This is a genomic window from Streptomyces sp. NPDC085932 (genome assembly GCF_044540525.1).
Lineage (GTDB): Bacteria > Actinomycetota > Actinomycetes > Streptomycetales > Streptomycetaceae > Streptomyces > Streptomyces levis.
Genome location: NZ_JBITSJ010000002.1, coordinates 691058 through 714151, shown reverse-complemented (window position 1 = coordinate 714151; position 23094 = coordinate 691058). Strand labels below are relative to the sequence as shown.

The 23094-nt window shown below is 74.6% G+C and carries 20 protein-coding genes; 13 read left to right on the top strand and 7 right to left on the bottom strand.

Features of this window, described 5'->3' with window-relative positions; genetic code table 11:
- Positions 1–44 precede the first annotated feature (44 nt).
- From ACIGAQ_RS12375 to ACIGAQ_RS12360, 4 genes are all read right to left on the bottom strand, one after another.
- Positions 45–893 carry an SMP-30/gluconolactonase/LRE family protein gene (locus tag ACIGAQ_RS12375; RefSeq protein ID WP_399781847.1) on the bottom strand — a complete coding sequence of 283 codons (849 nt, stop codon included), beginning with the start codon at positions 891–893 and terminating at the stop codon, positions 45–47.
- Positions 890–1663, bottom strand: a complete 774-nt coding sequence (locus tag ACIGAQ_RS12370) for an IclR family transcriptional regulator (protein WP_311685107.1) — start codon at positions 1661–1663, stop codon at positions 890–892. The genes ACIGAQ_RS12375 and ACIGAQ_RS12370 overlap by 4 nt, the downstream gene beginning before the upstream one ends.
- A 125-nt stretch (positions 1664–1788) precedes the next feature.
- Positions 1789–3033 carry a helix-turn-helix domain-containing protein gene (locus ACIGAQ_RS12365; protein WP_311685109.1) on the bottom strand — a complete coding sequence of 415 codons (1245 nt, stop codon included), beginning with the start codon at positions 3031–3033 and terminating at the stop codon, positions 1789–1791.
- Positions 3034–3036: 3 nt separating this feature from the next.
- Positions 3037–3189 carry a hypothetical protein gene (locus tag ACIGAQ_RS12360; RefSeq protein ID WP_010042314.1) on the bottom strand — a complete coding sequence of 51 codons (153 nt, stop codon included), beginning with the start codon at positions 3187–3189 and terminating at the stop codon, positions 3037–3039.
- 214 nt (positions 3190–3403) lie between these two features.
- Between ACIGAQ_RS12360 and ACIGAQ_RS12355 the strand changes: the two genes are divergently transcribed.
- From ACIGAQ_RS12355 to ACIGAQ_RS12310, 10 genes are all read left to right on the top strand, one after another.
- Complete coding sequence (locus tag ACIGAQ_RS12355) at positions 3404–4399, top strand: DUF3068 domain-containing protein (RefSeq protein WP_311685113.1); 996 nt, start codon at positions 3404–3406, stop codon at positions 4397–4399.
- Between the two features lie 216 nt (positions 4400–4615).
- On the top strand, positions 4616–5767 hold the full coding sequence (locus tag ACIGAQ_RS12350; RefSeq protein ID WP_362274416.1) for a glycosyltransferase family 4 protein: 1152 nt from the start codon (positions 4616–4618) through the stop codon (positions 5765–5767).
- Between the two features lie 92 nt (positions 5768–5859).
- Entirely contained in the window at positions 5860–6585 is a 726-nt protein-coding gene (locus ACIGAQ_RS12345; RefSeq protein WP_362274418.1) for a class I SAM-dependent methyltransferase, read from the top strand.
- Positions 6582–10754 (top strand): alpha-(1->3)-arabinofuranosyltransferase family protein, encoded by a 4173-nt coding sequence (locus tag ACIGAQ_RS12340; RefSeq protein WP_399783139.1) that lies wholly within the window; start codon positions 6582–6584, stop codon positions 10752–10754. The genes ACIGAQ_RS12345 and ACIGAQ_RS12340 overlap by 4 nt, the downstream gene beginning before the upstream one ends.
- Positions 10751–11998, top strand: coding sequence for a condensation protein (locus ACIGAQ_RS12335; RefSeq protein ID WP_399781840.1), 1248 nt, complete (start codon positions 10751–10753; stop codon positions 11996–11998). The genes ACIGAQ_RS12340 and ACIGAQ_RS12335 overlap by 4 nt, the downstream gene beginning before the upstream one ends.
- Positions 11995–12738 carry a class I SAM-dependent methyltransferase gene (locus ACIGAQ_RS12330; RefSeq protein WP_362274421.1) on the top strand — a complete coding sequence of 248 codons (744 nt, stop codon included), beginning with the start codon at positions 11995–11997 and terminating at the stop codon, positions 12736–12738. Before ACIGAQ_RS12335 ends, ACIGAQ_RS12330 begins: the two co-directional genes overlap by 4 nt.
- 15 nt (positions 12739–12753) lie before the next feature.
- On the top strand, positions 12754–13659 hold the full coding sequence (locus ACIGAQ_RS12325; protein WP_399783136.1) for a hypothetical protein: 906 nt from the start codon (positions 12754–12756) through the stop codon (positions 13657–13659).
- Positions 13656–13877 (top strand): Trm112 family protein, encoded by a 222-nt coding sequence (locus ACIGAQ_RS12320; RefSeq protein WP_399781837.1) that lies wholly within the window; start codon positions 13656–13658, stop codon positions 13875–13877. Before ACIGAQ_RS12325 ends, ACIGAQ_RS12320 begins: the two co-directional genes overlap by 4 nt.
- The gene (locus ACIGAQ_RS12315) at positions 13874–14701 is read left to right on the top strand and encodes an FkbM family methyltransferase (protein ID WP_362274425.1); all 828 of its coding nucleotides are present in this window, start codon (positions 13874–13876) and stop codon (positions 14699–14701) included. The genes ACIGAQ_RS12320 and ACIGAQ_RS12315 overlap by 4 nt, the downstream gene beginning before the upstream one ends.
- Positions 14667–15275 (top strand): hypothetical protein, encoded by a 609-nt coding sequence (locus ACIGAQ_RS12310; RefSeq protein WP_399781834.1) that lies wholly within the window; start codon positions 14667–14669, stop codon positions 15273–15275. Before ACIGAQ_RS12315 ends, ACIGAQ_RS12310 begins: the two co-directional genes overlap by 35 nt.
- 277 nt (positions 15276–15552) lie before the next feature.
- Here the strand turns inward: ACIGAQ_RS12310 and ACIGAQ_RS12305 are convergent, their stop codons facing one another.
- The 3 genes from ACIGAQ_RS12305 to ACIGAQ_RS12295 form a co-directional block, all read right to left on the bottom strand.
- Entirely contained in the window at positions 15553–16923 is a 1371-nt protein-coding gene (locus ACIGAQ_RS12305; protein WP_399781831.1) for an MFS transporter, read from the bottom strand.
- Positions 16924–16979: 56 nt separating this feature from the next.
- Positions 16980–17858 (bottom strand): RimK family alpha-L-glutamate ligase, encoded by an 879-nt coding sequence (locus ACIGAQ_RS12300; RefSeq protein WP_399781828.1) that lies wholly within the window; start codon positions 17856–17858, stop codon positions 16980–16982.
- 102 nt (positions 17859–17960) lie between these two features.
- Positions 17961–18665: a FadR/GntR family transcriptional regulator gene (locus ACIGAQ_RS12295; RefSeq protein ID WP_399781825.1), complete on the bottom strand. Its 705-nt coding sequence runs from the start codon at positions 18663–18665 to the stop codon at positions 17961–17963.
- Between the two features lie 209 nt (positions 18666–18874).
- Between ACIGAQ_RS12295 and ACIGAQ_RS12290 the strand changes: the two genes are divergently transcribed.
- From ACIGAQ_RS12290 to ACIGAQ_RS12280, 3 genes are read left to right on the top strand one after another with little or no spacing between them, the layout of a single operon-like run.
- On the top strand, positions 18875–20182 hold the full coding sequence (locus ACIGAQ_RS12290) for an SLC13 family permease (protein WP_399781822.1): 1308 nt from the start codon (positions 18875–18877) through the stop codon (positions 20180–20182).
- Between the two features lie 57 nt (positions 20183–20239).
- Positions 20240–21685, top strand: coding sequence for an acyl-CoA synthetase (locus tag ACIGAQ_RS12285; protein WP_399781819.1), 1446 nt, complete (start codon positions 20240–20242; stop codon positions 21683–21685).
- Complete coding sequence (locus tag ACIGAQ_RS12280) at positions 21678–23018, top strand: carboxyl transferase domain-containing protein (RefSeq protein ID WP_399781816.1); 1341 nt, start codon at positions 21678–21680, stop codon at positions 23016–23018. The genes ACIGAQ_RS12285 and ACIGAQ_RS12280 overlap by 8 nt, the downstream gene beginning before the upstream one ends.
- Positions 23019–23094: the final 76 nt, after the last annotated feature.

Sequence of the window (23094 nt, the reverse complement as noted above, 5' to 3'; positions counted from 1 at the left end):
CCCGGGGGCGGTCCGGTTCGCGCTTCCGGCCGCCCCGCCCCCGGTCAGCCGGCGAACGCGGGCTGGGCCACTCCCCTGCCCGCCCCCGGCACCACGAACAGCGACCCCGCCAGGGCGGGCGGGTCGCTCAGGCCCGTGCGGGCCGTCGTGACGTACAGGTCGCTCAGCCCGGCCCCGCCGAACGCGCAGGCCGTCACCAGCGGCACGGGCAGGTCGATCACCCGGTCCAGCCGGCCCTGCGGCGTGTACCGCCGCACCGCACCGCCCGCCCACAGGGCGACCCACACGCAGCCGTCGGCGTCCACGGTGAGCCCGTCGGGGAAGCCGGCGCCCTCCTCGATCTCGGCGAGGGTGCGCCGGCCGGACACCCGCCCGTCCGCGTGGTCGAAGACGTCGATGCGGCGGGTGGGGGTGTCGATGTAGTACATGAGCCGCCCGTCGGGGCTCCAGCCGGTGCCGTTGGAGACCGTGACGTCGTCGAGCACGACCTCCACGGCGCCCTCGCCGGTGACGCGGGACAGCGTGCCGCCGCCCGGCGCCTCGTCGTAGCGCATGGTGCCGGCCCACAGCGCGCCGTCGGGCGCGACCGCGGCGTCGTTGGCGCGCCGGCCGGGCACGGGTTCCCGGTGCAGCCAGCGGAACTCTCCGTCGGGGTCGAGGAGCCCGACGCCGTCGCGCAGGTTGAGCACCAGGCCGCCCCCGGCACGCGGCTTCACGGCCCCCACGTGCTGCTCGGTGCGGCGGACCGTGCGCCGGCCGGTGGCCGGGTCGTAGCTGTGCAGGCGCGAGCCGAGGATGTCGATCCACAGCAGCCGGGAGGCCGCCGCGTCCCAGGTCGGGCCCTCGCCCAGCTCGGCCTCGGCGCGCACGGCGATCTCGTACGGCCTCGTCATGCCACGCTCCGGTGGCCGAGGTGCTCGGACAGCTCGGCGGCACCCTTCGCGGCGAGCTGCTCCAGCTCGGCGCGGCGCTCCTCGCTCCAGCGGATCATCGGCACGGAGATCGACAGGGCGGCGACGACCTGCCCGGTGCGGTCGCGGACCGGCGCGGCCACGCAGCTGACGTCCGGGTTGGACTCGCGGCTCTCCACGGCGAGGCCCCGTTCACGGATCCCGGCCAGGGCCTCGCGCAGAGCGCCCGGGTCGGTGATGCTGTTGGGGGTCATCGCGACCAGCTCGGCGCCGTCGGGGATCCGCGCGGCGAGCTCGTGCTCGGGAAGGGAGGCGAGCAGCATCTTGCCGACGGAGGTGCAGTGCGCGGGCAGCCGGCGGCCGGCGGCCGACACCATCCGCACCGCGTGCGTGGAGTCGACCTTCGCGATGTAGATGACGTCCGTGTCCTCCAGGATCGCCACGTGCACGGTCTCGTCGCAGGTCTCGGCGACGGACCGGGCGACCAGCTGCCCCTCGGCCGCGAGGTCGAGCTGCTCGGCGTAACGGGCACCGAGCTGGTACGGGCGCACACCGAGCCGGTAGCGTCCCGGCTGGCCCGGCACCGGGACGATGTACTTCCGGGCGGCGAGCGTGGTGACCAGCTCGTGCACGGTGGTGCGCGGCAGCTGCAGCTTGCGCACGATGTCGGGGGCGGAGAGCGTCCCGTCCCCGTCGAGGAAGAGCTCGAGAATGTCGAGAGCCCGGGTCACGGCTGGTACGAGTCGTCCCACGACCGGCCCCCTCCCTAATGTGTTCTCAGCGCCCGCGTTCGATATTTCAACAGGCGATCGGCATGACGAACACAGGCTAGCCATAGAGGTTTGCCCGGGCAATGGGGAGAGGAAGGTCGGTCCGGTCACCGTCGCCCCCGTACCACCCCCAGTTCCCCCCGCAGCCGCTGGGCGCGCAGGACCAGTTCCAGTTCGAAGCGGCGGTCCGGGTCGTCTATCTCGTCGCCCCAGAGTTCTCGGATCTGGCGGAGGCGGTAGCGGACCGTCTGGGGGTGGACGCCCAGGCGGGTGGCGACCTCGGGGGCGCCGCCGCGGGTTTCCAGCCAGGCCAGGAGGGTTTCGGCGAGGCGGCGGCCGTGGGTGGGGCCGCAGTGGGTGAGGGGGGCCAGGCAGCGCAGGGCCAGGTCGTCGATGAGTTCCTCGGGCTGGAGGAGGACCAGGGCCTCGGTGTGCTCGGTGCAGTGCAGGACCTCGCCGGAGGGCAGCAGGTCGCGTTCCATGAGGCGGACCGCCGCCTCAGCCCAGCGCAGCGACTTCGCCGCGTCGGCCAGCGGCACGGGCGGGCCGATCGCGCCGGACCAGCCGGCCAGGGCCCGGTGCAGCAGTTCGTGGCGGCCCGCCGCGTCCGGCTCGGGGACCACCATGCGGGGCTGTTCGTACTCCATGTCGAGCAGAACGCCCTGACCCACGGCGGGGGCCATCGCCTCGCGGGCCGGGCGCAGCAGGACGCCGACGGCGACCTTCTCCGGCAGCGGCCAGCCGATCCGGGCGGCGCGTTCGGTGAAGGCCTCGGTGGGGTCACCGCGGTGGTGTTCGGCCAGCAGCAGTTCCATCAGGCGGCGTTGCAGCCGCAGGCGTTCGCCGGCCTGGCGGGCCGCCGCCTCGGCGTAGCCGCGTACGGACTGGTCGACCAGTCCGTCCAGGTACTCGTAGCCCGCGTCGACGAGCTCGTACATCGCCGGGGGCGGGATCTCCACGCGCTGACCTATGTCGGCGAAGCGGCGCCAGGCCAGGCGTACGCCCATGCGGTAGATGGCCTGGAGGGAGTCCAGGGAGCGGCCGTTCAGGCCCTCGCCGCGGCCGAAGTCCTGGAAGACGCCGGGCGGGACGGTCGGGCGCCCCTCGGAGTGCTCCAGGTGCTGCACGAAGACCTCGATGGCGCGGCGGATGCCGACCAGGGCCATCGGCTCGCCGGAGTCGTCGAGGACGACGGGCAGGTGCGGGTACTCGCGCTGGATCTCGCGGAGGATCTCCTCGGCGAGCTCGGGCGCCTCGGCCATGGCGATCGCGGCGAACCGGCGCACCTGGAAGCGCGGTACGTCGTGCCAGGCCGAGCGGGTGGTGACGGTTCCGGTGCGGGCGGCCGTCATCCGTCAACTCCCCTGACCGGCCTGCTCGTAGGTGATCAAGGGCGTGTTCGGCTGGTCGGGTGTGGCTTCGAGCAGCGCGACCACGCCCAGCGCGGCCCCCACGGCGAGGGCGGCGGCGAGCGCTACGGTCAGCGCGGCAGCGAGCAGTCTGGACATCGCAGGGTCAGCCTCTCTGTCCGGATCCGTCCGGAGATCGTCCGGAGGTTGCCCCACCCCGGCACCCCGTCCCTGCCTGTCGCGCCCAGTCTCGACAAGCATTGACACCCCGTCAAGAGCCGCCTACGGTTCCCGGCCCAGCCGCACGCGCGCATTCCGCCGCCGTGCCGGTCCTCTCGTACGTCGAGCCGTCCCAAGCCACTGGAGTGCCCGGATGCGCCGTACAACCTCTCCCTTTTCCCTGGTCCTGCTGGGTCTCGGTACGTTCCTGCTGGTGCTGGCACCCCTGCTCGCCTGGTACGTGCAGCCGCGGGCCGCGGTGAACCCGATCGACATCGACACGACCGCCGTCTACGAAGGCCGGGGCAGCGTCTTCGACACCGACCGGATCGAGACGGTGCCCGGCCGGAAGATCACGGTGACCCAGCGCGTGCGGGGCGACGTCGCGGACAGCGAGCGCAGCGGCAACGCCGTCTGGGACGTGACGACCACGGTCGACACCGACAAGTCGCTGCCGGCCGCGGATCCGCACGACGCGCTGGACTTCACGCCGCACCGCTGGGTGATGGACCGCAGGACCACCCGGCCGGTGCACTGCTGCGGGGAGAAGCCCTACATCGAGGGCGAGGCGTACCTGAAGTTCCCGTTCGACGTGCAGAAACGCTCCTACCAGTGGTGGGACAACACCCTCGGGGACACGGTCGTGCTGCGCTACCGGGGCACCGCGAAGGTCCAGGGCTACACCGGCTACAAGTTCACCGGCTCGGTGCCGGCGACCAGGACCGGCACCCGGATGGTGCCGGGCACCCTCGTCGACCAGCCGAACCGGCCGCAGGTGCTGGCCGAGGAGTGGTACGCCAACCACGGCTTCGTGCTGATCGTCGACCAGGCCACGGGCCGGGTGCTGTACGCGCAGACCGGGCCGAAGCGCACGCTGCGGGCCCCCGGCGCGAAGAAGGACGCGGCGGTGCTGCTGGACAGCGAGAAGGTCGCCTTCACGACGGCGACGCAGAAGGAGGCGGTGCGGCAGGCGAAGCGGGACAGCGGTCAACTCCGGCTCGTGGGGACGACCTTGCCGATCGGCGCGGGAATCGCCGGTCTGGTGCTCGCCGCGGTGGGCGGCGTTCTGGTGGCCCGTGGGCGGAAGGAGCCGGAGCAGCCCACTCCGTCCGATGTGTCCGGTACGCCCCAGCCGACCCTCACGATGTGATGTGACGTCAGCTCTAACAAAGCCGGAAATTGTCACGTCGGTGAGTAGCCGTGGAGTTCGTCCGGGCGAAAACTGTCCAACCCCACCCGAGCACACCCCGTCCACACTCCCCTCCCAGGAAGAGCTCAGGCCCCCCACAGGCCGTCCCCTCCCCGACGACCCCACCCCCACGCGTTCCCCACCGAGTTCCGCACCCCGAGACGAGTTGGAGCACCCATGCCCCAGCACGTACCGTCCACGCTGCGCACCGCGTCCCCCCACGCGTCGCAGCACCCTCCGGCGCTCCCCCCACAACCGCGCCGGATCGTGTTCCTCGCCCACCGCGACCTCGACAATCCTGCCGCCGGCGGCTCCGAGCTGCTGGTCGACAAGCTCGCCGACGGGCTGACCCGGCTGGGTCACCAGGTGACCCTGCTGTGCGGCGGCCCCGCCTCCTTCCGCGACTACCGGGTCGTGTCGGCGGGCGGCCCGTACGGGCACTACCTGCGCGCCCGGTCGGCCTTCACCCGCCAGGTCGGCGACTGCGATCTGCTGGTCGAGGTGTGCAACGGCATGCCGTACCTGGCGCCGCTGTGGCACCGGGGCCCGACCCTGTGCCTGGTCAACCACGTCCACACGGACCTGTGGACGATGCGTTTCGGCGGCCCGCTGGCGCCGGCGGCCCGCCTCGGCCGAAGACTCGAACACTGGGCGCTGACCGGGGCGCAGCAGCGCAACCTGCTGGTCGCCGTGTCGTCCTCGACGGCCCACGCCCTGCGGGGGATCGGGGTCGAACGGGAACGGATCCGGGTCGTGCACAACGGCGTCGAGGAGCCGGGGCCCCGAGCCGACCGGTCACCCGAGCCGCTCTTCGTCGCCGTCGGGCGGCTCGTCGAGTACAAGCGGATCGATCTGCTGCTGCGGCTGTGGGAGCGGGTGCGGCCGGTGACCGGCGGGCGGCTGGTGATCGTCGGCGACGGTCCGGAGCGGGAACGGCTGGAGCGGCTGGCCGGGCCCGGCGTGGAGTTCACCGGGTACGTCTCCGAGGCCGAGAAGCACCGGCTGCTGTGCGCGGCCTGGCTGTTGCTGCACCCCTCCGCCGTGGAGGGGTGGGGGCTGGTCGTGACGGAGGCGGCGGCCCGGGAGACCCCGAGCGTGGCCTTCGACGTGCCGGGACTGAAGGACTCCGTGGTCGACGGTGAGACCGGGGTCCTCGCGCGCGGCGAGTCCTCGTTCGCCGCGGCGTGGTGCGCGCTGGCGCTGTCCGCGCGGCGGCGGGAGCTGATGGGCAAGGCGGCCCGGGAGCGGGCGGCACAGTTCCGGTGGGACCGGACCGTGCGGCAGTTCCGGGTGGTGGCCGCGGAGGCGGTGCGGAGTTGGACTCCGTGACGTCGCCCATTCGGCGTGTCGGTCGTGCCGTGTCGCGTGTGCGGGACGTGTGTGGCTGGTCGCGCCCCTCCCCGCGCCCCTCGGGAACCCGTTTGAAAGACCCTTCGTTGCGACGATCTGTTGCCCTGTTCCGCGCCTTCCTCCACGAGCAGGAGGACCCCGCGGCCTGCTACTCCCTGCTGGCCCGTGACGCGGTCGACCAGGTGGAGGCCTGCGACGGGCCGGTCGCCGGCCGTACCGTCCTGGACGTCGGCGGGGGCGGCGGGTATTTCACCGAGGAGTTCCGACGGCGCGGGGCCCACGCCTACCTGTTCGAGCCGGACCCGGCCGAGCTGGGCGAGAAGCCGCCCGACGGCGCCGTCGTCGCCGACGGGTACCTGCTCCCGCTGCGGGACGGCGTCGCGGACGTCACCTTCTCCTCCAACGTGCTGGAACACGTCGCCGACCCGGAGACGTTCCTCAGCGAGCTGGCGCGCGTGACCCGGCCCGGCGGGCTGATCTACGTGTCGTTCACCAACTGGCTGTCGCCGTGGGGCGGGCACGAGTGGGCCCCGTGGCACTACCTCGGCGCCGAGCGGGCCCGGGCCCGTTACGCCCGGCGGACCGGCAGGCCCGCCAAGCACACGCTCGGCGAGAACCTGTTCGCGGTGCACATCGGCTCCACCCTGCGGCAGGTGCGGGCCCGGGACGACGTCACGGTCGTCTCGGCGCGCTCCCGCTACTGGCCCTTCCTCGCGGAGGCCGTCGTCAAGGCGCCCGGGATCCGCGAGTTCGCCACCTGGAACCTCCTCCTCATCCTGCGGCGGTGTCCTACATGACAACCACGGTCCAGGCTCCTCCCCCGGCAGCCGTCCCCACCACCGCGACCGCGTCGGGCCCGCCCGACGGTCCCCGGTCGCGGCGCTGGCTGCTGGGTTTCTGGGCCGTGGTGTTCGTGCTGTTCCTGGCGGTGCAGCCGGGTCGGCAGACGTTCGACACCAAACTCGGGGTGACCACCGATCCGGGCCGGTTCCTCGGCGACCTGGGGCAGTTGTGGCATGACCGGGCCGGGTTCGGCGGCATCCAGGACCAGTACGTCGGCTATCTGTGGCCGATGCTGCCGTTCTACTGGGTGTGTGACCTCGTCCGCCTGCCGGTGTGGCTGGCGGAGCGGCTGTGGTTGTCGGTGGTCGTGTCCGTCGCCTTCTGGGGGGCGTTGCGCCTCGCGGAGCGGCTGCGGGTGGGCAGCGGGGCCTCGCGGCTGCTCGCGGCGGTGGCGTACGCGCTGTGGCCGCTGTTCACGACCGTCATCGGCTCCACGTCGGCCGCCGCGCTGCCCGGCGCGTTCCTGCCGTGGGTGCTGCTGCCGCTGACGGACGAGCGGTACGCCGCCCGGGTCGCCGCCCTGCGCTCGGCGCTGCTCGTGCCGTTCATGGGCGGCGTGAACGCCTCGGCGACGCTGGCGTCCCTGCTGCCGGTGGGGCTGTACCTGCTGTCCCGGCCGCCGGGACCGCGGATGCGCAGGCTGATCGCCTGGTGGGTCCCCGCGGTGATCGTGGTGACGGCCTGGTGGTGGGTGCCGCTGCTGCTGCTCGGCGTCCACGGCGAGAACTTCCTCCCCTATATAGAGACCGCGCAGACCACCACGGACACCATGTCGGCGACCGAGGCGCTGCGCGGGGCCGGGAACTGGGTCGCCTATCTGCACTTCGGTGAGGCCTGGCTGCCGGCCGGCTGGACCGTGGCCTCCTCCGTGCTGGTGATCGTGTGCTCGGCGCTGGCGGCCGGGCTGGGGCTGGCCGGGCTCGCCCGGCGGGACGTGCCCGAGCGGCGGTGGCTGGTGCTGACGGTGCTGGTGACCGCGCTGGTGCTGCTCGCCGGGTACGGCGGGGCGTTCGGGGCGCCGTTCCACGACGTGATGCAGGGCTGGCTGGACGGGTGGCTGTCGCCCTTCCGCAACATCTACAAGTTCCAGACGGGTCTGGCGCTGGCGCTCGTGCTGGGCCTGGCCCATCTGGTGGGGGTGGCCGCCGAGCGGCGCGGCGCCCGGCCGGTGCGCGGCCGGCGTCTCGCGCCGCTCGTCGCGGCCGTGCTGATCCTGCCCGGGCTGCTGTGGCCGTACCTCAACGGCTCGATCCTGAACCCCGGTTCCTTCCGGAAGCTCCCCACCTACTGGCAGGCCACGGCCGACTGGCTGGAGAAGTACTCGCCGGACTCGCGCGCCCTGGTCGTCCCGGCCACGGCGCACGGCGTCTACACCTGGGGCTCCCCCATCGACCAGCCGCTCGACGTGCTCGCCGAGTCGCGCTGGGCGCAGCGCGACTACGTCCCGTTCGGCACGCCCGGCAACCGGCGCGCGATGGACGCGGTCGAGCAGGCCCTGCTGTCCGGTGCCGAAGTTCCGGGTCTGGCCGACTACTTGAGCCGGGCCGGGCTGTACTACGTCGTCGTGCGCAACGACCTCGACCCCGACCAGATCGGCGCCGTGCCGACCGCGACCGTCAAGCGCACCCTGGAGCAGTCGGGGTACGAACGGGTCACGGGGCTCGGCCCGGTGATGACCGGCGGCCGGATCGCCCAGGACGCCCCGCTCCAGGTCGAGGGGCTCTACCCACGGCAGCGGGCCGTGGAGATCTACCGTCCGGCGGGTCCGGACGTCGTCCGGCCCGGGCAGGCCGCGCTCGCCCCGGTCGCCGACACGGCCGTGGTGTCCGGCGGGCCCGAGGCGCTGCTGCCGCTGGCGTCCGAGCTGCGCGGGCGGGCCACCGTGCTGACCGGGGACAACCACCCGGGGCTCGGCACCCCGGCCGTGCAGGTGGTGGGCGACGGGCTGCGCCGGGCCGACACCCGGTTCGGGCTGGTCAACGCCAACACCTCGTACACGTACACGCGCGACGAGCGCAACGCGTCCGGGGCGCAGCAGGACCCGGGCGAGAAGCCGCGCCAGATCCTGCCGACCGAGGGAGCCGAGCACCAGACGGTCGCCGAACTGCGCGGCGCGCGCTCGGTGTCGGCGTCCTCGTACGGCAACTGGCTGTTCCACCTGCCGCAGTACGATCCGGTGAACGCCTTCGACGGCAACCCGGACACCGCCTGGACGGAGGGCGCCCCGGACACGCCGGACGGGCAGTGGCTGCGCATCGGCTTCACCGGTACCTACGCCATGCCGTCCTCCTTCGAGGTCACGCCGCTGCCGCAGGAGAGCGTGCGGGCGGCGGCGACGAAGGTGCGGGTGGAGACCGAGAAGGGCGAGCGGACCAGCTTCCTCCAGCCGAACGGCAGGACCCAGCGGATCAAGGCGCCCGAGGGCGCCACGCGTTGGATGAAGCTGACGATCGTGGACTCGGTGGAGCGCCGGGCCGGGCTCACCGGCGCGGGCTTCTCCGAGATCGACCTGCCCGACGTCCGGGTGACCCGGCTGCTGCGGCTGCCGTCCGACGCGGACGAGGCCGGCGCGAGCGCCACCGTCGTCTCCCTGCACCGTGCCTCGGACCCGACCGGTCTGTCCCCGACCGGCACCGAGGCGGGCCTGCACCGCCGCTTCACGACCCCGGCCGCCGGGACGTACGAGGTGAAGGCGCGCGCGGTGCCGGTGCCGGGCGCGGCACTCGACGAGCTGCTGTACGAGGTGGCGCCCGAGCAGCAGGCCCGGATCGTCGCCACCGCGGACTCCACGGCACGCCTCGGCGCGGGCATCGGGGCGCGCAACCTCACCGACGGCGACCTGACGACGGCGTGGATCGCGGGCGACCGGCCGACGATCCACCTGCGCTGGGAGGGCAAGCAGCCGGTCGGTGAGCTGGTCCTGGCCCCCGCGGGCGGGCTGTCGGCCCGCGCCTCCGAGGTGCACATCAGCTCCCCCGACGGCGCGGCCATCGCCGGGGTCGACGAGAACGGCTGGGTCCGCTTCCCGCCGATCACCACCGACCGGCTGGACGTCACGGTCACCGAGACCGCCCCGCTGACCCTGCACAACCCGGTCGCCGACGAGAACCTGCGCCTGCCGGTGGGGCTGACCGAGGCGTACATCCCCTCCCTCGACCAGTACCGCACCCCGCAGCCGGACGGCACCCGCGCCTTCTCCCTGCCGTGCGGCAAGGGCCCGGACGTGGCGCTGGACGGCGAGCTGTACCAGTCGGGCGTGAAGGGGACCGTGCGCGACCTGGTCGAGCGGCGGGGCGTGGAGGTGACGCTCTGCCAGGAGGGCCGGGGCGACACCGAGGTGCGGCTGGCGGCGGGCGAGCACCGGCTGGAGGGCGGTGACGCGGGCCCGCTGGCGCTCACCGACGTGACCCTGACGCGCGGGACGGTGCCCGAGGCCGCCGCGGCCGGGCGCGAGCTGCGGATCCGGGACTGGCTGGGCGACCGGCGCGAGGTGACGGTCGGCTCGGGCGCGGCCTCGTACCTGACCACGTACGAGAACTTCAACGACGGCTGGCGGGCCACGCTGGACGGCAAGGAGCTCACCCCGGTCCGGCTGGACGGCTGGCAGCAGGGCTGGCGGATCCCGGCCGGGGCGGGCGGCGCGGTGAAGCTGTCGTACGAGCCGGCCACCACTTACGACATCGGGCTGATCGGCAGTGGCGTCGGCATCGCGGCGCTGCTGGGCCTGGCGGTGTGGCGTCGCCGCGCACCGAACCCCGACGCGCCGCAGCCCGCCCCGCCGCTGCCCGGCCTGTGGCTCGGCGCGGTGGCGCTGACGCTGGTGGGCGTGGTGATCGCGGGGTGGCTGGCGCTGCTGGTCCCGGCGCTGGCGCTGCTCGCCGCGCGGCGGCACGCGCTGCTGGTGCCGCTCGCGCTCGCCGCCCTGGCCGGGGCGGGGATCGCCGCGGCCTTCGGGGCCGGGGAGCCGGTGGGCGCGGGCGGGGGCGCGTTCGGGCACGTGGCCCAGCTGCTGGCCCTGACCGGCCTGTTCGCGGCACTCGTGAGCCTGCGCGAGCAGCCGGCATCGGAGGCGCCGACGCGGCCGTTGCCGAGGACGGACCCCGGGGAGGGCAAGGCCGTATGACGACACCGGTCCGCATCCCGTTCCCGGTGGTGGACGAGGTCTCCCGGCACTGCTTGCAGGAGGAGGAGCCGGAGACCGTCCACATCGAGGTGCACCTGCCGGGCCCCCTCGACCACGCCCGTCTGCGCAAGGCGTTCCTGGAGGCGCTGCACCGGCATCCACGCGTCCTCATGCGGGAGGCGCCGGGGCCGTGGTACCGGCGGCGCTACGAGTGGGAGCTGACGCGCGAGCCGGACGTGCAGGTGGTGACCTTCAGCCCGTCGGGCCCGCGCGCCGTGCAGGAGGCCAGGGCCCGGGCCCTGGCGCAGGCCCCGCCGCTGTCGCAGTCCCCGCCGATCCGCCTCGAAGTGGTGGACTCGGTCCTCTTCCTCACCATCAACCACACCGCCCTCGACGGCCCGGCCTGCCTGCGGGTCCTGGCCACGGCCGCCGAACTGTACGGCGGCCGGGACAACTCCCCCGCCGCGCCCCCGGTCCGCCCCGCCGAACCGCACCAGGAGCCCCCGGACACCCCGACCAACTGGGCGCCTCCGGCGCGCGTCGCACGGGGCACGCCCGAGCCGTCCCCCGGCAACGGCCTGCTGGTCACCGAACTGCCCCTGCCGCACCGCCCCAAGGGCTCCCCCTACACCGTCAACGACCAGCTCATGGTCACCACGGCGCTGACCCTCGCCCACTGGAACCGGGAACACGGCGCCCGGCCCCGGCCGCTGCGCATCACCATGCCCGTGGACGACCGCCCCCGGGACACCTCGATGCCCATCGGCAACGGCACCCGCCTGGTCGAGGTCCCCTTCGCGCCGCGGGAACTGCGCGACCCGCACCTGCCGGACCTGCTGCGCCGCACCGCGGAACGCACCCGGGCGCTGAAGTCCCTGCCCCGCCCCCAGCTCGGCCACGGCGCCACCCTGCTCACCGCTCCCTGGGCGCCGGTCGCCGCCCGGGCCGCCCTCACCCGCACCCTGCGCCGGGCCGCCGCGCCCTGGACGTCGACGACCCTGCTCAGCAACATCGGCCGCATCCCCTACCCGCTGGACTTCGGCGAGGAGGCCGGCCGCGCGCACGCGGTCTGGTTCTCCGCCCCGGCCCGGATGCCGCGCGGCCTGACGGTGACGACCGCGTCCACGGCCGGCCGCCTGCACCTCGCCCTGCGCTGGTCCCGCGCCCTGCTCGGCCCCGGCGACGGCGCCCATCTGCGCGACCTGTTCGAGCACTACCTGCACACCACGGAGGCCACGTCATGACGGCCCTGCCGACCACCGCGCCACCCCCGAAGGACCTGCGCGACTTCTACGAGAACCCGGCCGTCCCCGTCGCCTCCGGCACCTCGCGCAGCCTGCGTCAGGCCCGCATGCTGGCCCGGGCGCTCGGACCGGCCGCCGGCCGCCCCGGGACCGTGCTGGACATCGGCTGCGGCGACGGCACCGCCGCGGCCACCGCCGCGCCCCTGCTGCCCGGCCACCGCATCGTCGGCGTCGACTGGTCCCAGGACGCGCTGCGCCGCGCCCGCACCCGCGTCCCGTACGCGGTCCGCGGCGAACTCACCGGCGGCGGGCTGCCGTTCGCGTCCGGCTCGGCCGACGCCGTGCTGTTCAGCGAGGTGATCGAGCACCTCGTCGACCCGGACGCGGCGCTGGACGAGATCCGCCGCGTGCTGCGCCCCGGGGGCCACCTGATGCTCTCCACGCCGAACCTGGCCGCCTGGTACAACCGGGCCCTGCTGCTCGCGGGCGTGCAGCCGGTGTTCTCGGAGGTCAGCCTGCGCGGCATCCACGGCCGCCCGGGCAGGGAGGTCGTGGGGCACCTGCGGCTGTACACCCCGCGCGCGCTGCGGGAGTTCGTCGCCGCGTCCGGCTTCACCGTCGTACGGCTGGAGGGCGCCCCCTTCCACGGCGTGCCGCGCCCGCTGCGGCCCCTGGACCGGCTGGCCTGCGCCCGGCCGCAGCTCGCGTCGATCCTGTTGCTGCACGCCCGGAGGACGTAACCCATGTGGTGGGGAGTGGCCGCGGCCCTGCTGGCGAACACCCTGTACAGCCTGGGTTTCGTGCTGGAGAAGCGGGCGCTCACCTCGCTCCCCGAGGTGAGCATCCGGCAGCCGGCCCGGCTGCTGCGCCTGGTCCTCGGCAGTCCGCTGTGGATCGGCGGCTCCCTCGCCCTCGCCGCCGGTTTCGCCGCCCAGCTCGTCGTCTACCGCACCCTGCCGATCGCCGCCGCGCAGGGCATCTTCGTCTCCGGTCTGGTGCTGCTCGTGCTGCTGTCGGCCCGGCTGCTCGGCGAGGAGACCAGCGGCCGGGAGCGGTACGCGCTCGGCGCGATCCTGCTCGCGCTGCTGATGGTGGTGCTGTCGCTGCGCGAGGGCACCGACAGCGTCAGCCAGGACGCCCCCTACCAGCTGATCCTTCTGGTGTGCGTGCCGTCGCTGGCGGCCGGGGTGTGGCTGTACGGCTCCGCCGAGCGGCGCGCCCGCAACCGGCACCGGCGCCCGACCACCGGTGTCGAGTACGGCGTGGCGGTGGGTCTGCTGTACGGCGTGAGCTCGCTGGCCATCAAGGGCGTCTCCGGTCATCTGACGACGGACGGGATCGGCGGCGCGGTGCTGGGCCTGCTGAGCTCCCCGTATCCGTATCTGCTGCTGTTCACCGGCGTGTTCGGCCTGGTGATGTCGCAGGCGGCGCTGCAGCGCTGCCGTGCCTCGCTGATCGTGCCGGTGTGCACGACCGTGACCTGCCTGTTCACGGCGGTGCTCGGCACGCTGTCGTTCGGCGAGGCCCTGCCGCACGACCCGCTGCGGCTCGCCCTGCGGGTGGCGGGCACGGCCCTGGCGGTCGCCGTGCTGCTGGCCATGCCGAAACACGACTCCGCTCCCCAACCCACCGCACCTGCCGAGGAGTTGGCATCCCCATGAAGTCCGACGACCCGCTGCTGACGATCCTGGCGTGCCCGCTCGACAAGGGTCCGCTGCATCTGCTGCCCGAGGAGGCCGGGCGCGAGGAGGCGCTGTACAACCCGCGCCTGCACCGCCGTTACCCGATCGTGGACGGCATCCCGCAGCTGCTGCCGTCCTCGGGCGAGCAGGTCCCGGACGACGTGCACGAGGACCTCCTCAAGAGGATGGCGCCGTGACCAGCCTGGCGGCGCGTCTCGCCCCCTTCCTGCCCCGGCGGCTGGTGGCCGCGACGGCCCGGGCGCTGTATCCCCGCTTCGAGCCGGAGCTGGCCCGGCTCGCCGAGCTGTGCCCGCAGGGCTGCGGGACGGCGGTGGACGTCGGCGGCTGGTACGGGCCGTGGACGCACCGGCTGGCCGGCCGCGCCGAGCACGTCGTGGCGATCGAGCCGGTGCCCCATCTGGCCCGGCTGCTGGCGGCCGCCGCCCCGGCGAACGTCCGGGTGGTCCGCGCGGCCGCCTCGGACCGGCCGGGCATCGCCCGCCTGTGGCTGCCGGCGGGCGACTCGGGTGACCGGGGCGTCTCCTCGCTGGTGCGGCGCGAGATCCACGGCCGGGCCCTGGACGTGCCCAGCGTCACCCTGGACGAGCTGGGACTGCGCGGCGTCGGCTTCATCAAGATCGACGTGGACGGCAACGAGCCGGCGGTGCTGCGGGGCGCGACCGGTCTGCTGGCACGCGACCGGCCCGCCCTCTTCGTCGAGCTGGAGTCCCGCATCCAGCCGATCGCCCCGGTGGTGACCTATCTGACCCTGCTGGGCTACGACGGCTGGGTGCTGCCCGGGGACACCTGGGTGCCGCTGGCGAAGTTCCCGCTGGAGGACCACCAGGCCCGCGCCTCCCACGTCGTCTCGCACGGCCTGCTCCGCCGCGTGCTGCCCACTCCGCTGCTGCGGGGCCCGCGCTACGTCAACTCGGTGCTGTTCCTGCCCGACGGCCGCCGCCCCGGCACCGCCCCGGTGGGCGACGATGGGTCACATGCCCTCCGGAAAGCACCCCGCTAGCCCCTTCGGTCCGCTCGACTTCCAGCTGGTGCTGCTGCGCCGCATGGCCGACCACAACCCGGACCTGGTGGAGGCCGCCCGGCACGAGCTGGGGGTGTCGATCGCCGGCATGCGCGAGGCCAACAAGCGCTGGCAGGCGATGGTCCGCTCCCCGCGCTCCCGCGCGCCCCTGTCCCGGTACCGCTCCGTCCTGGGCGAGCCGGAGTCCCGGGCGCCGCGCCGGATCGGCGACCTGGACTGCGAGGCCTGGCGGTGGCCGCTGCCCCTCTGGCCGGACCTGCGCTTCGAGGTGCTGACCGCCCCGAACGGCGCGGTGTGGAACGAGTGGCTGGTCCGCGCTCCCGGCGCGCCGGGCCCGGAGCTGCGCACCCTGGACGACCTCACCCCCTGGTCCTGCACGGTCGACGAGGCGGCCCGTGCCTTCGCCCCGGCCCGCCCCCTGGAGGGCTCGGCGCCGACCCGGTGGGGCCTGGCGTTCACCGCACCGGACGCCCGGGGCGTGCGGCGGGAGGCCGCAGCGGAGTTCACCTGGGGGCTGCTGCAACGGGTCGCCGTCACGGGCACCCAGGGCTGAGGGCCGCCTGCCCCCCGGCCCAGGGCCGGGCAGGGACTGGTCGGGGAAGGCGGGACCGCGGGAAGGCCGGCGACCGCAGGCCGGCGCCGCTCCAGGCCGTGTCCGTGTCCGTACAGTCCCTCCGTCCGCCCGGAGGGCGGGCCCTGCGGCGTCCGGTGCGTGCTCTCGGCGTGCCGGACGCAGTCCCTCGTACCCGGGCGTACTCGGGACTGGGTCCGGTGCGGCGCGAGTGCGTGCCGGGCGTCGCGGGGCAGGAGGGACTGTCCGGACAACACACCTAGGGCGGTGTGGACCGCTCGGCGCGGGTGGGCACGCACCACCGGGCGAGGAGCGCCGCCGCGAGGTAGGCCGCGGCGCCGATGAGCATGCTGGTGCGGATGCCGGTGCCGTAGGTCGCGGCCGAGGCGAGCAGGCTGCCGCCGAGCGCCACGCCGGTGGCGCTGCCGATCTGGCGGGTGGTGTTGAACAGGGCGGAGGCGGCCCCCGCGTAGGCAGCGGGCGCGGCGCCCATGACGGTGGCGGTCGAGCCGGTGAGGGCGAAGGAGGTGCCGAAACCGGCGGCCATCATGGGGAGCACCAGCGCCGCGTAGGCCGGCTCGGCGCCCGCCGCGGCCCAGCCGACCAGGCCCGCTGCCGCCAGGAGCATCCCCGCGACGACCAGCGGGCGGTCGCCGGTGCGGCGGCTCAGACGGCCGGAGAGGACGGAGGCGAACATCGTCATCGCCACCGCCGGGAACAGCGCGAGGCCGGTGCCCAGGGCGCTGTAGCCGCGCTGGTGCTGGAACTCCAGGCTGGCGGTGAAGACCATGCCGTAGAAGCCGAAGTTGAACAGCAGGCCGATCGCGGCCCCGCCGCCCAGGGCGCGGGAGCGCAGCATGGCGAGCGGCAGCGCGGGCGACCGGGCCAGCCGCTCGCGCAGGGCGAAGGCCGCGGCGGCCAGGACGGCCAGCCCGAGCCCGGCGAGCACGGCCGGGTCGGACCAGCCGCGCCGCCCCGCCTCGTTGAGCGCCGCGGTCAGCAGCGCCACCGCCGCCACGACCGCGAGCTGCGCGGGCACGTCCAGTGCCCGGTCGGTGCGCCGGGGGGAGCGGGAGACGTGCCGCAGGGTGAGCGCCAGGCACGCCGCGCCCACGGGCAGGTTGATGAGGAACACCCAGCGCCAGCCCGCCGTGGAGACCAGCAGCCCGCCCAGCAGCGGCCCGGCGGAGGCCGCGATGCCCGCCATGGCGCCCCACAGCCCGAAGGCCCGCGCCCGTGCGGCCCGTTCCGGATAGGACTGCTGGAGCAGGGCCAGCGAGCCGGGCACGATCAGCGCCGCGCCGAGCCCCTCCACCAGCCGGGCCACCACCAGGAAGGCGGCGCCGGGCGCGAGGGCGCAGGCGGCCGAGGCCACGGTGAAGACCGCCACGCCCGCGCAGAACACCCGCCGGTTGCCCAGCCGGTCCCCGAGCGCGCCGCCCGTCAGCAGGAATCCGGCGAGGACGAGCGTGTATCCGTCGGTGATCCACTGGATGCCGGTCAGCGAGGCCGACAGCTCCCGGCCGATCACCGGCACGGCGACGTTGATGACGGTGACGTCGAGGATCACCATGAAGTACCCGGAGCACACCGCCAGCAGGGGCGCCCGGGACCGTCGCTCGGAGGGCATGGCCCTACCAGTACACCAAAAGCCGCATCACGGGACGTACGCCCCGCTCGTGGTGGTCAGCGTGCGGCGGCCAGCACCGACCGGACGACCCGGGGCACGGAGGCCGGGTGCACGTACAGGAACAGGTTCGGCTCGATCAGCTCCAGCTCCATCAGCAGGGGCTCACCGTCCGGCCCGGTGGCGAGGTCCACGCGCGCGTACAGCAGCTCCGGGCTGCCGGGCACGGCCGCCAGCGCCCGCTCGGCGACGGCCAGTTCGGCGGCGGTGGGCTCCCAGTGCCGTATGCCGGGGTGGGCGACCTTGTCCGCGTCGTACGGGGTGCCGGGGGTGAGGACGGCGCCCTTGACCCCGGCGTGCAGCAGGCGGCCGCCGAAGAACTGCAGGGCCCGTTCGCCGTGCGTGTCGACGGCCGTCAGATACGGCTGCACCATCGCGGTGAGCCCCTCGGCGTGCATCCGGGCCACCTGCCGCAGGGCGGCGTCGTGCTCCCCGGCCGGGTGGCGGGCGGCGTACCGCGCCCCGGCGCCGGAGGTGGGTTTCACCACGTACTCCTCGTCCGCGGGCAGTTCGACGGGGTCGCCGGGCGCCAGGTAGCGGGTGGGCACGGCGGGCACCCCGGCCCGCGCGAGTTCCCCCAGGTACCGCTTGTCGGCGTTCCACCGCACCACCTCGACCGGGTTGACGAGCCGGGTCGCCCGCGCGCAGCGCTCGGCCCAGGCCGTGAACTCGGCGGCGCGCCAGCTGTAGTCCCAGGTGGAGCGGAGGAGGGCGAGATCGAAGGCCGCCCAGTCGACGCGGGGGTCGTCCCAGGCGACGGCGACGGCGTCGGCCCCCGCGTCACGCAGCGCACCGGCCAGCACCGGCAGATCGCGGTCCTTGTGCTCCTCGCCTCCGGAGTCATAGGTGACGAGCGCGATACGCGGGGTGCCGGCCACGGCGACTCCATCCTCGGTCAGACGAACGCTTACGAATTCCGGCCGCAGGCTAACAACGCCGGCCGCCGCGGCGTGACGGAGGACCCGGGACCGGGTGGGCGGTCAGGAGTCGTCCGGTTCCCAGTCCAGCAGGCGGACCTTTGCCACCGTGCGGACGTGGCGGCGCATGGCCGTGGCGGCCTGGCGGGGCCGGCCGGCGGTGATCGCGTCGAGGATGGCCCGGTGCTGGGCGAGGGAGCGGGAGGGGCGGCCGGGCTGGCGGAGGGACTCGGTGCGGCTCTCGGCGATCTGCTCGGCGATGGAGCGCATGAACTCGGCGAGCAGACTGCTGTGGGCCGCCGCGGTCACCGCCGCGTGGAACAGCCGGTCGCCCTCGACGCCGTGACCGCCCTGCCCGATCTCCTCCGTCATCCGGTCGAGCGCGGACCGCATCGCCGCCAGGTCGCCCTCGGTCCGCCGCTCGGCCGCGAGTTCGGCGAGTTTCGTCTCCAGCGCCTCCCGGGCCTCCAGGACGTCGGGCAGGCGCCGACGGCGTTCCACCATCCGCTCGACGGGCTCGGCGTCGAGGCTGTCCCGCACGAGATACGTGCCACCGCCGTGCCGCGCCTCCACCAGGCCCTGGACCTCCAGCACCACGATGGCCTGCTTCACCGAGGCCCGGCTGACCCCGAGCCGCTGCGCGAGGTCCCGCTCGGGCGGCAGCCGGTCGCCGGCGCGCAGACCGCCCTCGGCGACGTACTGGCGCAGCCGCTCCAGCACTTGCTCGTACAGGCGCTGTTTGGCCATGGGGCGCAGGGCGTCGGTCACGGGGTCCCCCTCTCGCCGGGAGCGTAACACCGGACCTTCACAGTGGCGGAGTGGCTGAGCCAATTCCTGCGCGACCCCTTGACGGGGGCCCGGGCCGCACCCACGCTGTTCGATCAGCACACCCCAAGTGGCTCAGCCACTCGTCCACTGTCCGGCGTCCACCACGGGTGTGCTCCCAGCCGCTCCGGGGCCCAACGACGGGAGCCCGCATGTCCCCCGAACTCCTCTCCATCCTCGTCCTCGTCGTGGTGTTCGTGATCGCCACCACCCGTTCCGTCAACATGGGCGCGCTCGCCTTCGCCGCCGCGTTCGGCGTGGGCGGGCTGGTCGCGGGCCTCGACGCGGACGGCATCTTCGCCGGTTTCCCCGGCGACCTGTTCGTCGTCCTGGTCGGCGTCACGTACCTGTTCGCGATCGCCCGCGCCAACGGCACCACCGACTGGCTGGTGCACGCCGCCGTGCGGCTGGTGCGGGGGCGGGTGGCGCTCATCCCGTGGGTGATGTTCGCGCTGACCGGCGCGCTCACCGCGATCGGCGCGGTCAGCCCCGCGGCGGTCGCGATCGTCGCCCCCATCGCGCTGAGCTTCGCCGCGCGCTACGGCATCAGCCCCCTGCTCATGGGCGCGATGGTCGTCCACGGCGCCCAGGCGGGCGGCTTCTCCCCCATCAGCATCTACGGCTCGATCGTCAACGGCATCGTCGAACGCGAGCGGCTCCCCGGCAACGAACTGGCGCTGTTCCTGGCGTCCCTGGCGGCGAACGTGGTGATCGCCGGTGTGGTGTACGTGGTGTGCGGGGGCCTGAGGCTGTGGCAGCGGGGAGCCGTGGACGGACCCGTCGACGAGCCCGGTGACACGCCCGATGACTCGCCCGGCGGCGCACGGACCGCGCAGGACGGGGACGCCGCGCCGGCCGCCCGCCTCACCCCCGCCCGCATCGCCACCCTCGTCTCCCTGCTGGCCCTGGTCCTCGCCGTCCTCGTGCTCGACCTGGACGCGGGCCTGACCGCCATCACCCTCGCGGTCGTCCTCAGCACCCTGTGGCCCGAGGACAGCCGCAAGGCGACCGGCCAGATCGCCTGGCCCACGGTCCTGCTCATCTGCGGCGTGCTCACCTACGTCGGCGTCCTCGACGAGATGGGCACCATCACCTGGGCCGGCGAGGGCGTGGGCGGCATCGGCGTGCCCCTCCTCGCCGCGGTCCTGCTCTGCTACATCGGCGCCCTGGTCTCGGCGTTCGCCTCCTCGGTGGGGATCATGGGCGCCCTGATCCCCCTGGCCGTGCCGTTCCTGGAGCGCGGCGAGATCGGCGCGGTCGGCATGGTCGCGGCGCTCGCCGTCTCGGCGACGGTCGTGGACGTGAGCCCCTTCTCGACCAACGGCGCGCTCGTCCTGGCCGCCGCCCCCGACGTCGACCGCGAGCGTTTCTTCCGGCAGCTGATGGTGTACGGAGGAATCGTGGTGGCCGTCGTGCCGACGGCCGCCTGGCTGGTGATGGTGGTACCCGGCTGGGGCTGACCCAGGCCACCCGACCTGCGCCGTCCACCGGACGCGACAGCTAAGGAGATGTGACGCGTGACCCCTCTCTTCCCGGCCCTGACCGAGCACCCGGCCGACCGGCCCGCCCTCCGGTTCGGCGAGCGCTCCCTGACCTACGCGCGGCTCGCCGCCGCGGCCGGAGCGCTCACGGGCCGCTTCGGCGGGGCCGCGCGGGTCGCCGTCTGGGCGACGCCCACGCTGGAGACGGCCGTCGCCGTCACCGCCGCGCTGCTGGCCGGCGTGCCCGCCGTACCGCTCAACCCCAAGTCGGGCGCGAAGGAGCTGGGGCACATCCTGTCCGACAGCGCGCCCGGCCTGGTGCTCGCGGCGCCGGACGACGAGCTGCCCGCCGCCCTCGCGGACCTCCCCCGCGTCGACGTCGACGTGCACGGCAGCGGCCCCGTCCCCGAGGACCACGGCCGGGACGAGGACCCGGCCCTGATCGTGTACACCTCCGGCACCACCGGCCCGCCCAAGGGCGCCGTCATCCCGCGCCGGGCGATCGCCTCCACCCTGGACGCCCTGGCCGACGCCTGGCAGTGGAGCGGCGACGACGTCCTCGTGCACGGGCTGCCGCTGTTCCACGTCCACGGCCTGGTCCTCGGCACGCTCGGCCCGCTGCGCCGGGGCGGCTCGGTGCGGCACCTGGGCCGGTTCACCACCCAGGGCGTCGCCCGCGAACTGACCTCGGGCGCCACCATGCTGTTCGGGGTGCCGACGATGTACCACCGGATCGCGGAGGCCGTGACGGGCGACCCGGAGCTGGTGAAGGCGCTGACCGGGGCACGGCTGCTGGTCTCCGGTTCCGCCGCGCTGCCCGTGCACGACCACGGGCGGATCGCGACGGCGACCGGCCGGCGGGTGATCGAGCGGTACGGCATGACGGAGACACTGATGAACACCAGCGTCCGTGCCGACGGGGAGGCCCGCCCGGGCACGGTCGGCGTGCCGCTGCCGGGCGTGGAGCTGCGGCTGGCCGAGGACGACGGCTCGGAGGTCGCCGCGTACGACGGGGAGACGGTGGGCGAGATCCAGGTGCGCGGCCCGAACCTGTTCACCGAGTACCTGAACCGGCCGGACGCCACCGCCGCCGCCTTCACCGCCGACGGCTTCTTCCGCACCGGCGACATGGCGGTGCGCGACCCCGACGGCTACGTGCGGATCGTGGGCCGCAAGGCCACCGACCTGATCAAGAGCGGCGGTTACAAGATCGGGGCCGGTGAGATCGAGAACGCGCTGCTGGAACACCCGGGCGTGCGGGAGGCCGCCGTCACCGGGGAGCCGGATCCCGACCTGGGCGAGCGGATCGTGGCGTGGATCGTGCCGGACGACCCCCAGGCGCCGCCCGCGCTGGAGGAGCTGGCCGGCCACGTGGCCGAGCGCCTCGCCCCGCACAAGCGTCCCCGGGTCGTCCACCACCTCGACGCGCTGCCCCGCAACGACATGGGCAAGATCATGAAGCGGGCGCTGACCCATGGCTGAGCGGCTCTCCGCCCGTGAGGTCCTCACCGCCCTCGCCGACGAGGCGACCTTCGGCGAACTGCCCGCCCCCGCGCGGAGCGCGCCGCCCGACGGCCCGCTGGCCTGGCCCGGCTACGACGCCGCCCGCGCCCGGGCCGCCGCACACACCGGCGAGGAGGAGTCCGTGGTGTGCGGCACCGCCCGGGTCGGCGGCACCCGGGCGGTGCTGATCGCGTTCGAGTTCGGCTTCCTCGGCGGCTCCCTCGGCGAGCGCACCGGCGACCGGCTGGAGGCGGCGTACGCGTACGCCCGGGAGCGGCGCATCCCGGTCGTGCCGCTGGTCGCCACCGGGGGCAGCCGGATGCAGGAGGGCATGCGGGCACTGACCCAACTCCAGCGGGTGGCCCGGCAGTCCGCGCTCACCCGGGAGGCCGGCCTCCCCCAGGTGGCCGTGGTGCGCGACCCGACGACCGGGGGCGGCTGGGCGACGCTGGGCGCGGGCGCCGACGTGATCCTCGCGCTGCCCGGGGCGCAGGTCGGCTTCGCCGGCTCCCGGGTGCGCCCGGCGGACGCGGACCCGGCGGCGTACACCGCCGAGGCGCAGGTCGCGGCGGGCGCGGCCGACGCGGTCGTCCCGCCGGCCGAGCTGCGCGCGACGCTGGCGCACTGGCTGCGGCTGCTGACCTGCCCTTCCACCACCCCCGCCCCGCCGCCCGAGCCGCTCGGCGAGACCGCGGTCCTGCCCGCCACCGGCTGGGACGCCGTCCGCCGCGCCCGCTCGCCGCTGCGCCCGCGCGCCGCGGCCTACCTGGACGCCTACTTCACCGACCGGGTCGCGATCGGCGGCGACCGCTGCGGCGGAGCCGACCCGGAGGGCATGCTGTGCGGCTTCGGCACGCACGAGGGCCGGACGGTCGCCTACGCCGCGCAGACCGGGACCGCGACCCGCCCGGCCGGTTACCGCACCGCCGCCCGGCTGATCCGCCTCGCGGACCGGCTGGGCATCCCCGTGCTGACTCTGGTGGACACCCCGGGCGCCGCCAACGACGCCGAGGCGGAGCGGCAGGGCGCGGGCGCCGCGATCGCCGACCTGTTCGGCGCGGTGGCGAGCGCCCGTACGCCGCTGACGACACTGGTGATCGGCGAGGGCGGCTCGGGCGGCGCGCTGGCCCTGGCCGCGCCCGGCAACACCTGGGCCACGCCCGACAGTTACTTCTCGGTGATCGCCCCCGAGCTCGCGGCGGCGATCCTCAAGCGCCCGCCCCGCGAGGTGGAGGCGACGGCGGACCGGCTGCGCATCCGGCCGCAGGACCTGGTGGAACTGGGGGTGATCCGGGGCACGGTCGGACCCTGAGGCGGCGGTGGCTGCCTCACACGTCATCAAGTACCGTCCGTCACAACAGGAATGCCCAACGCAAGGACGACGGGGG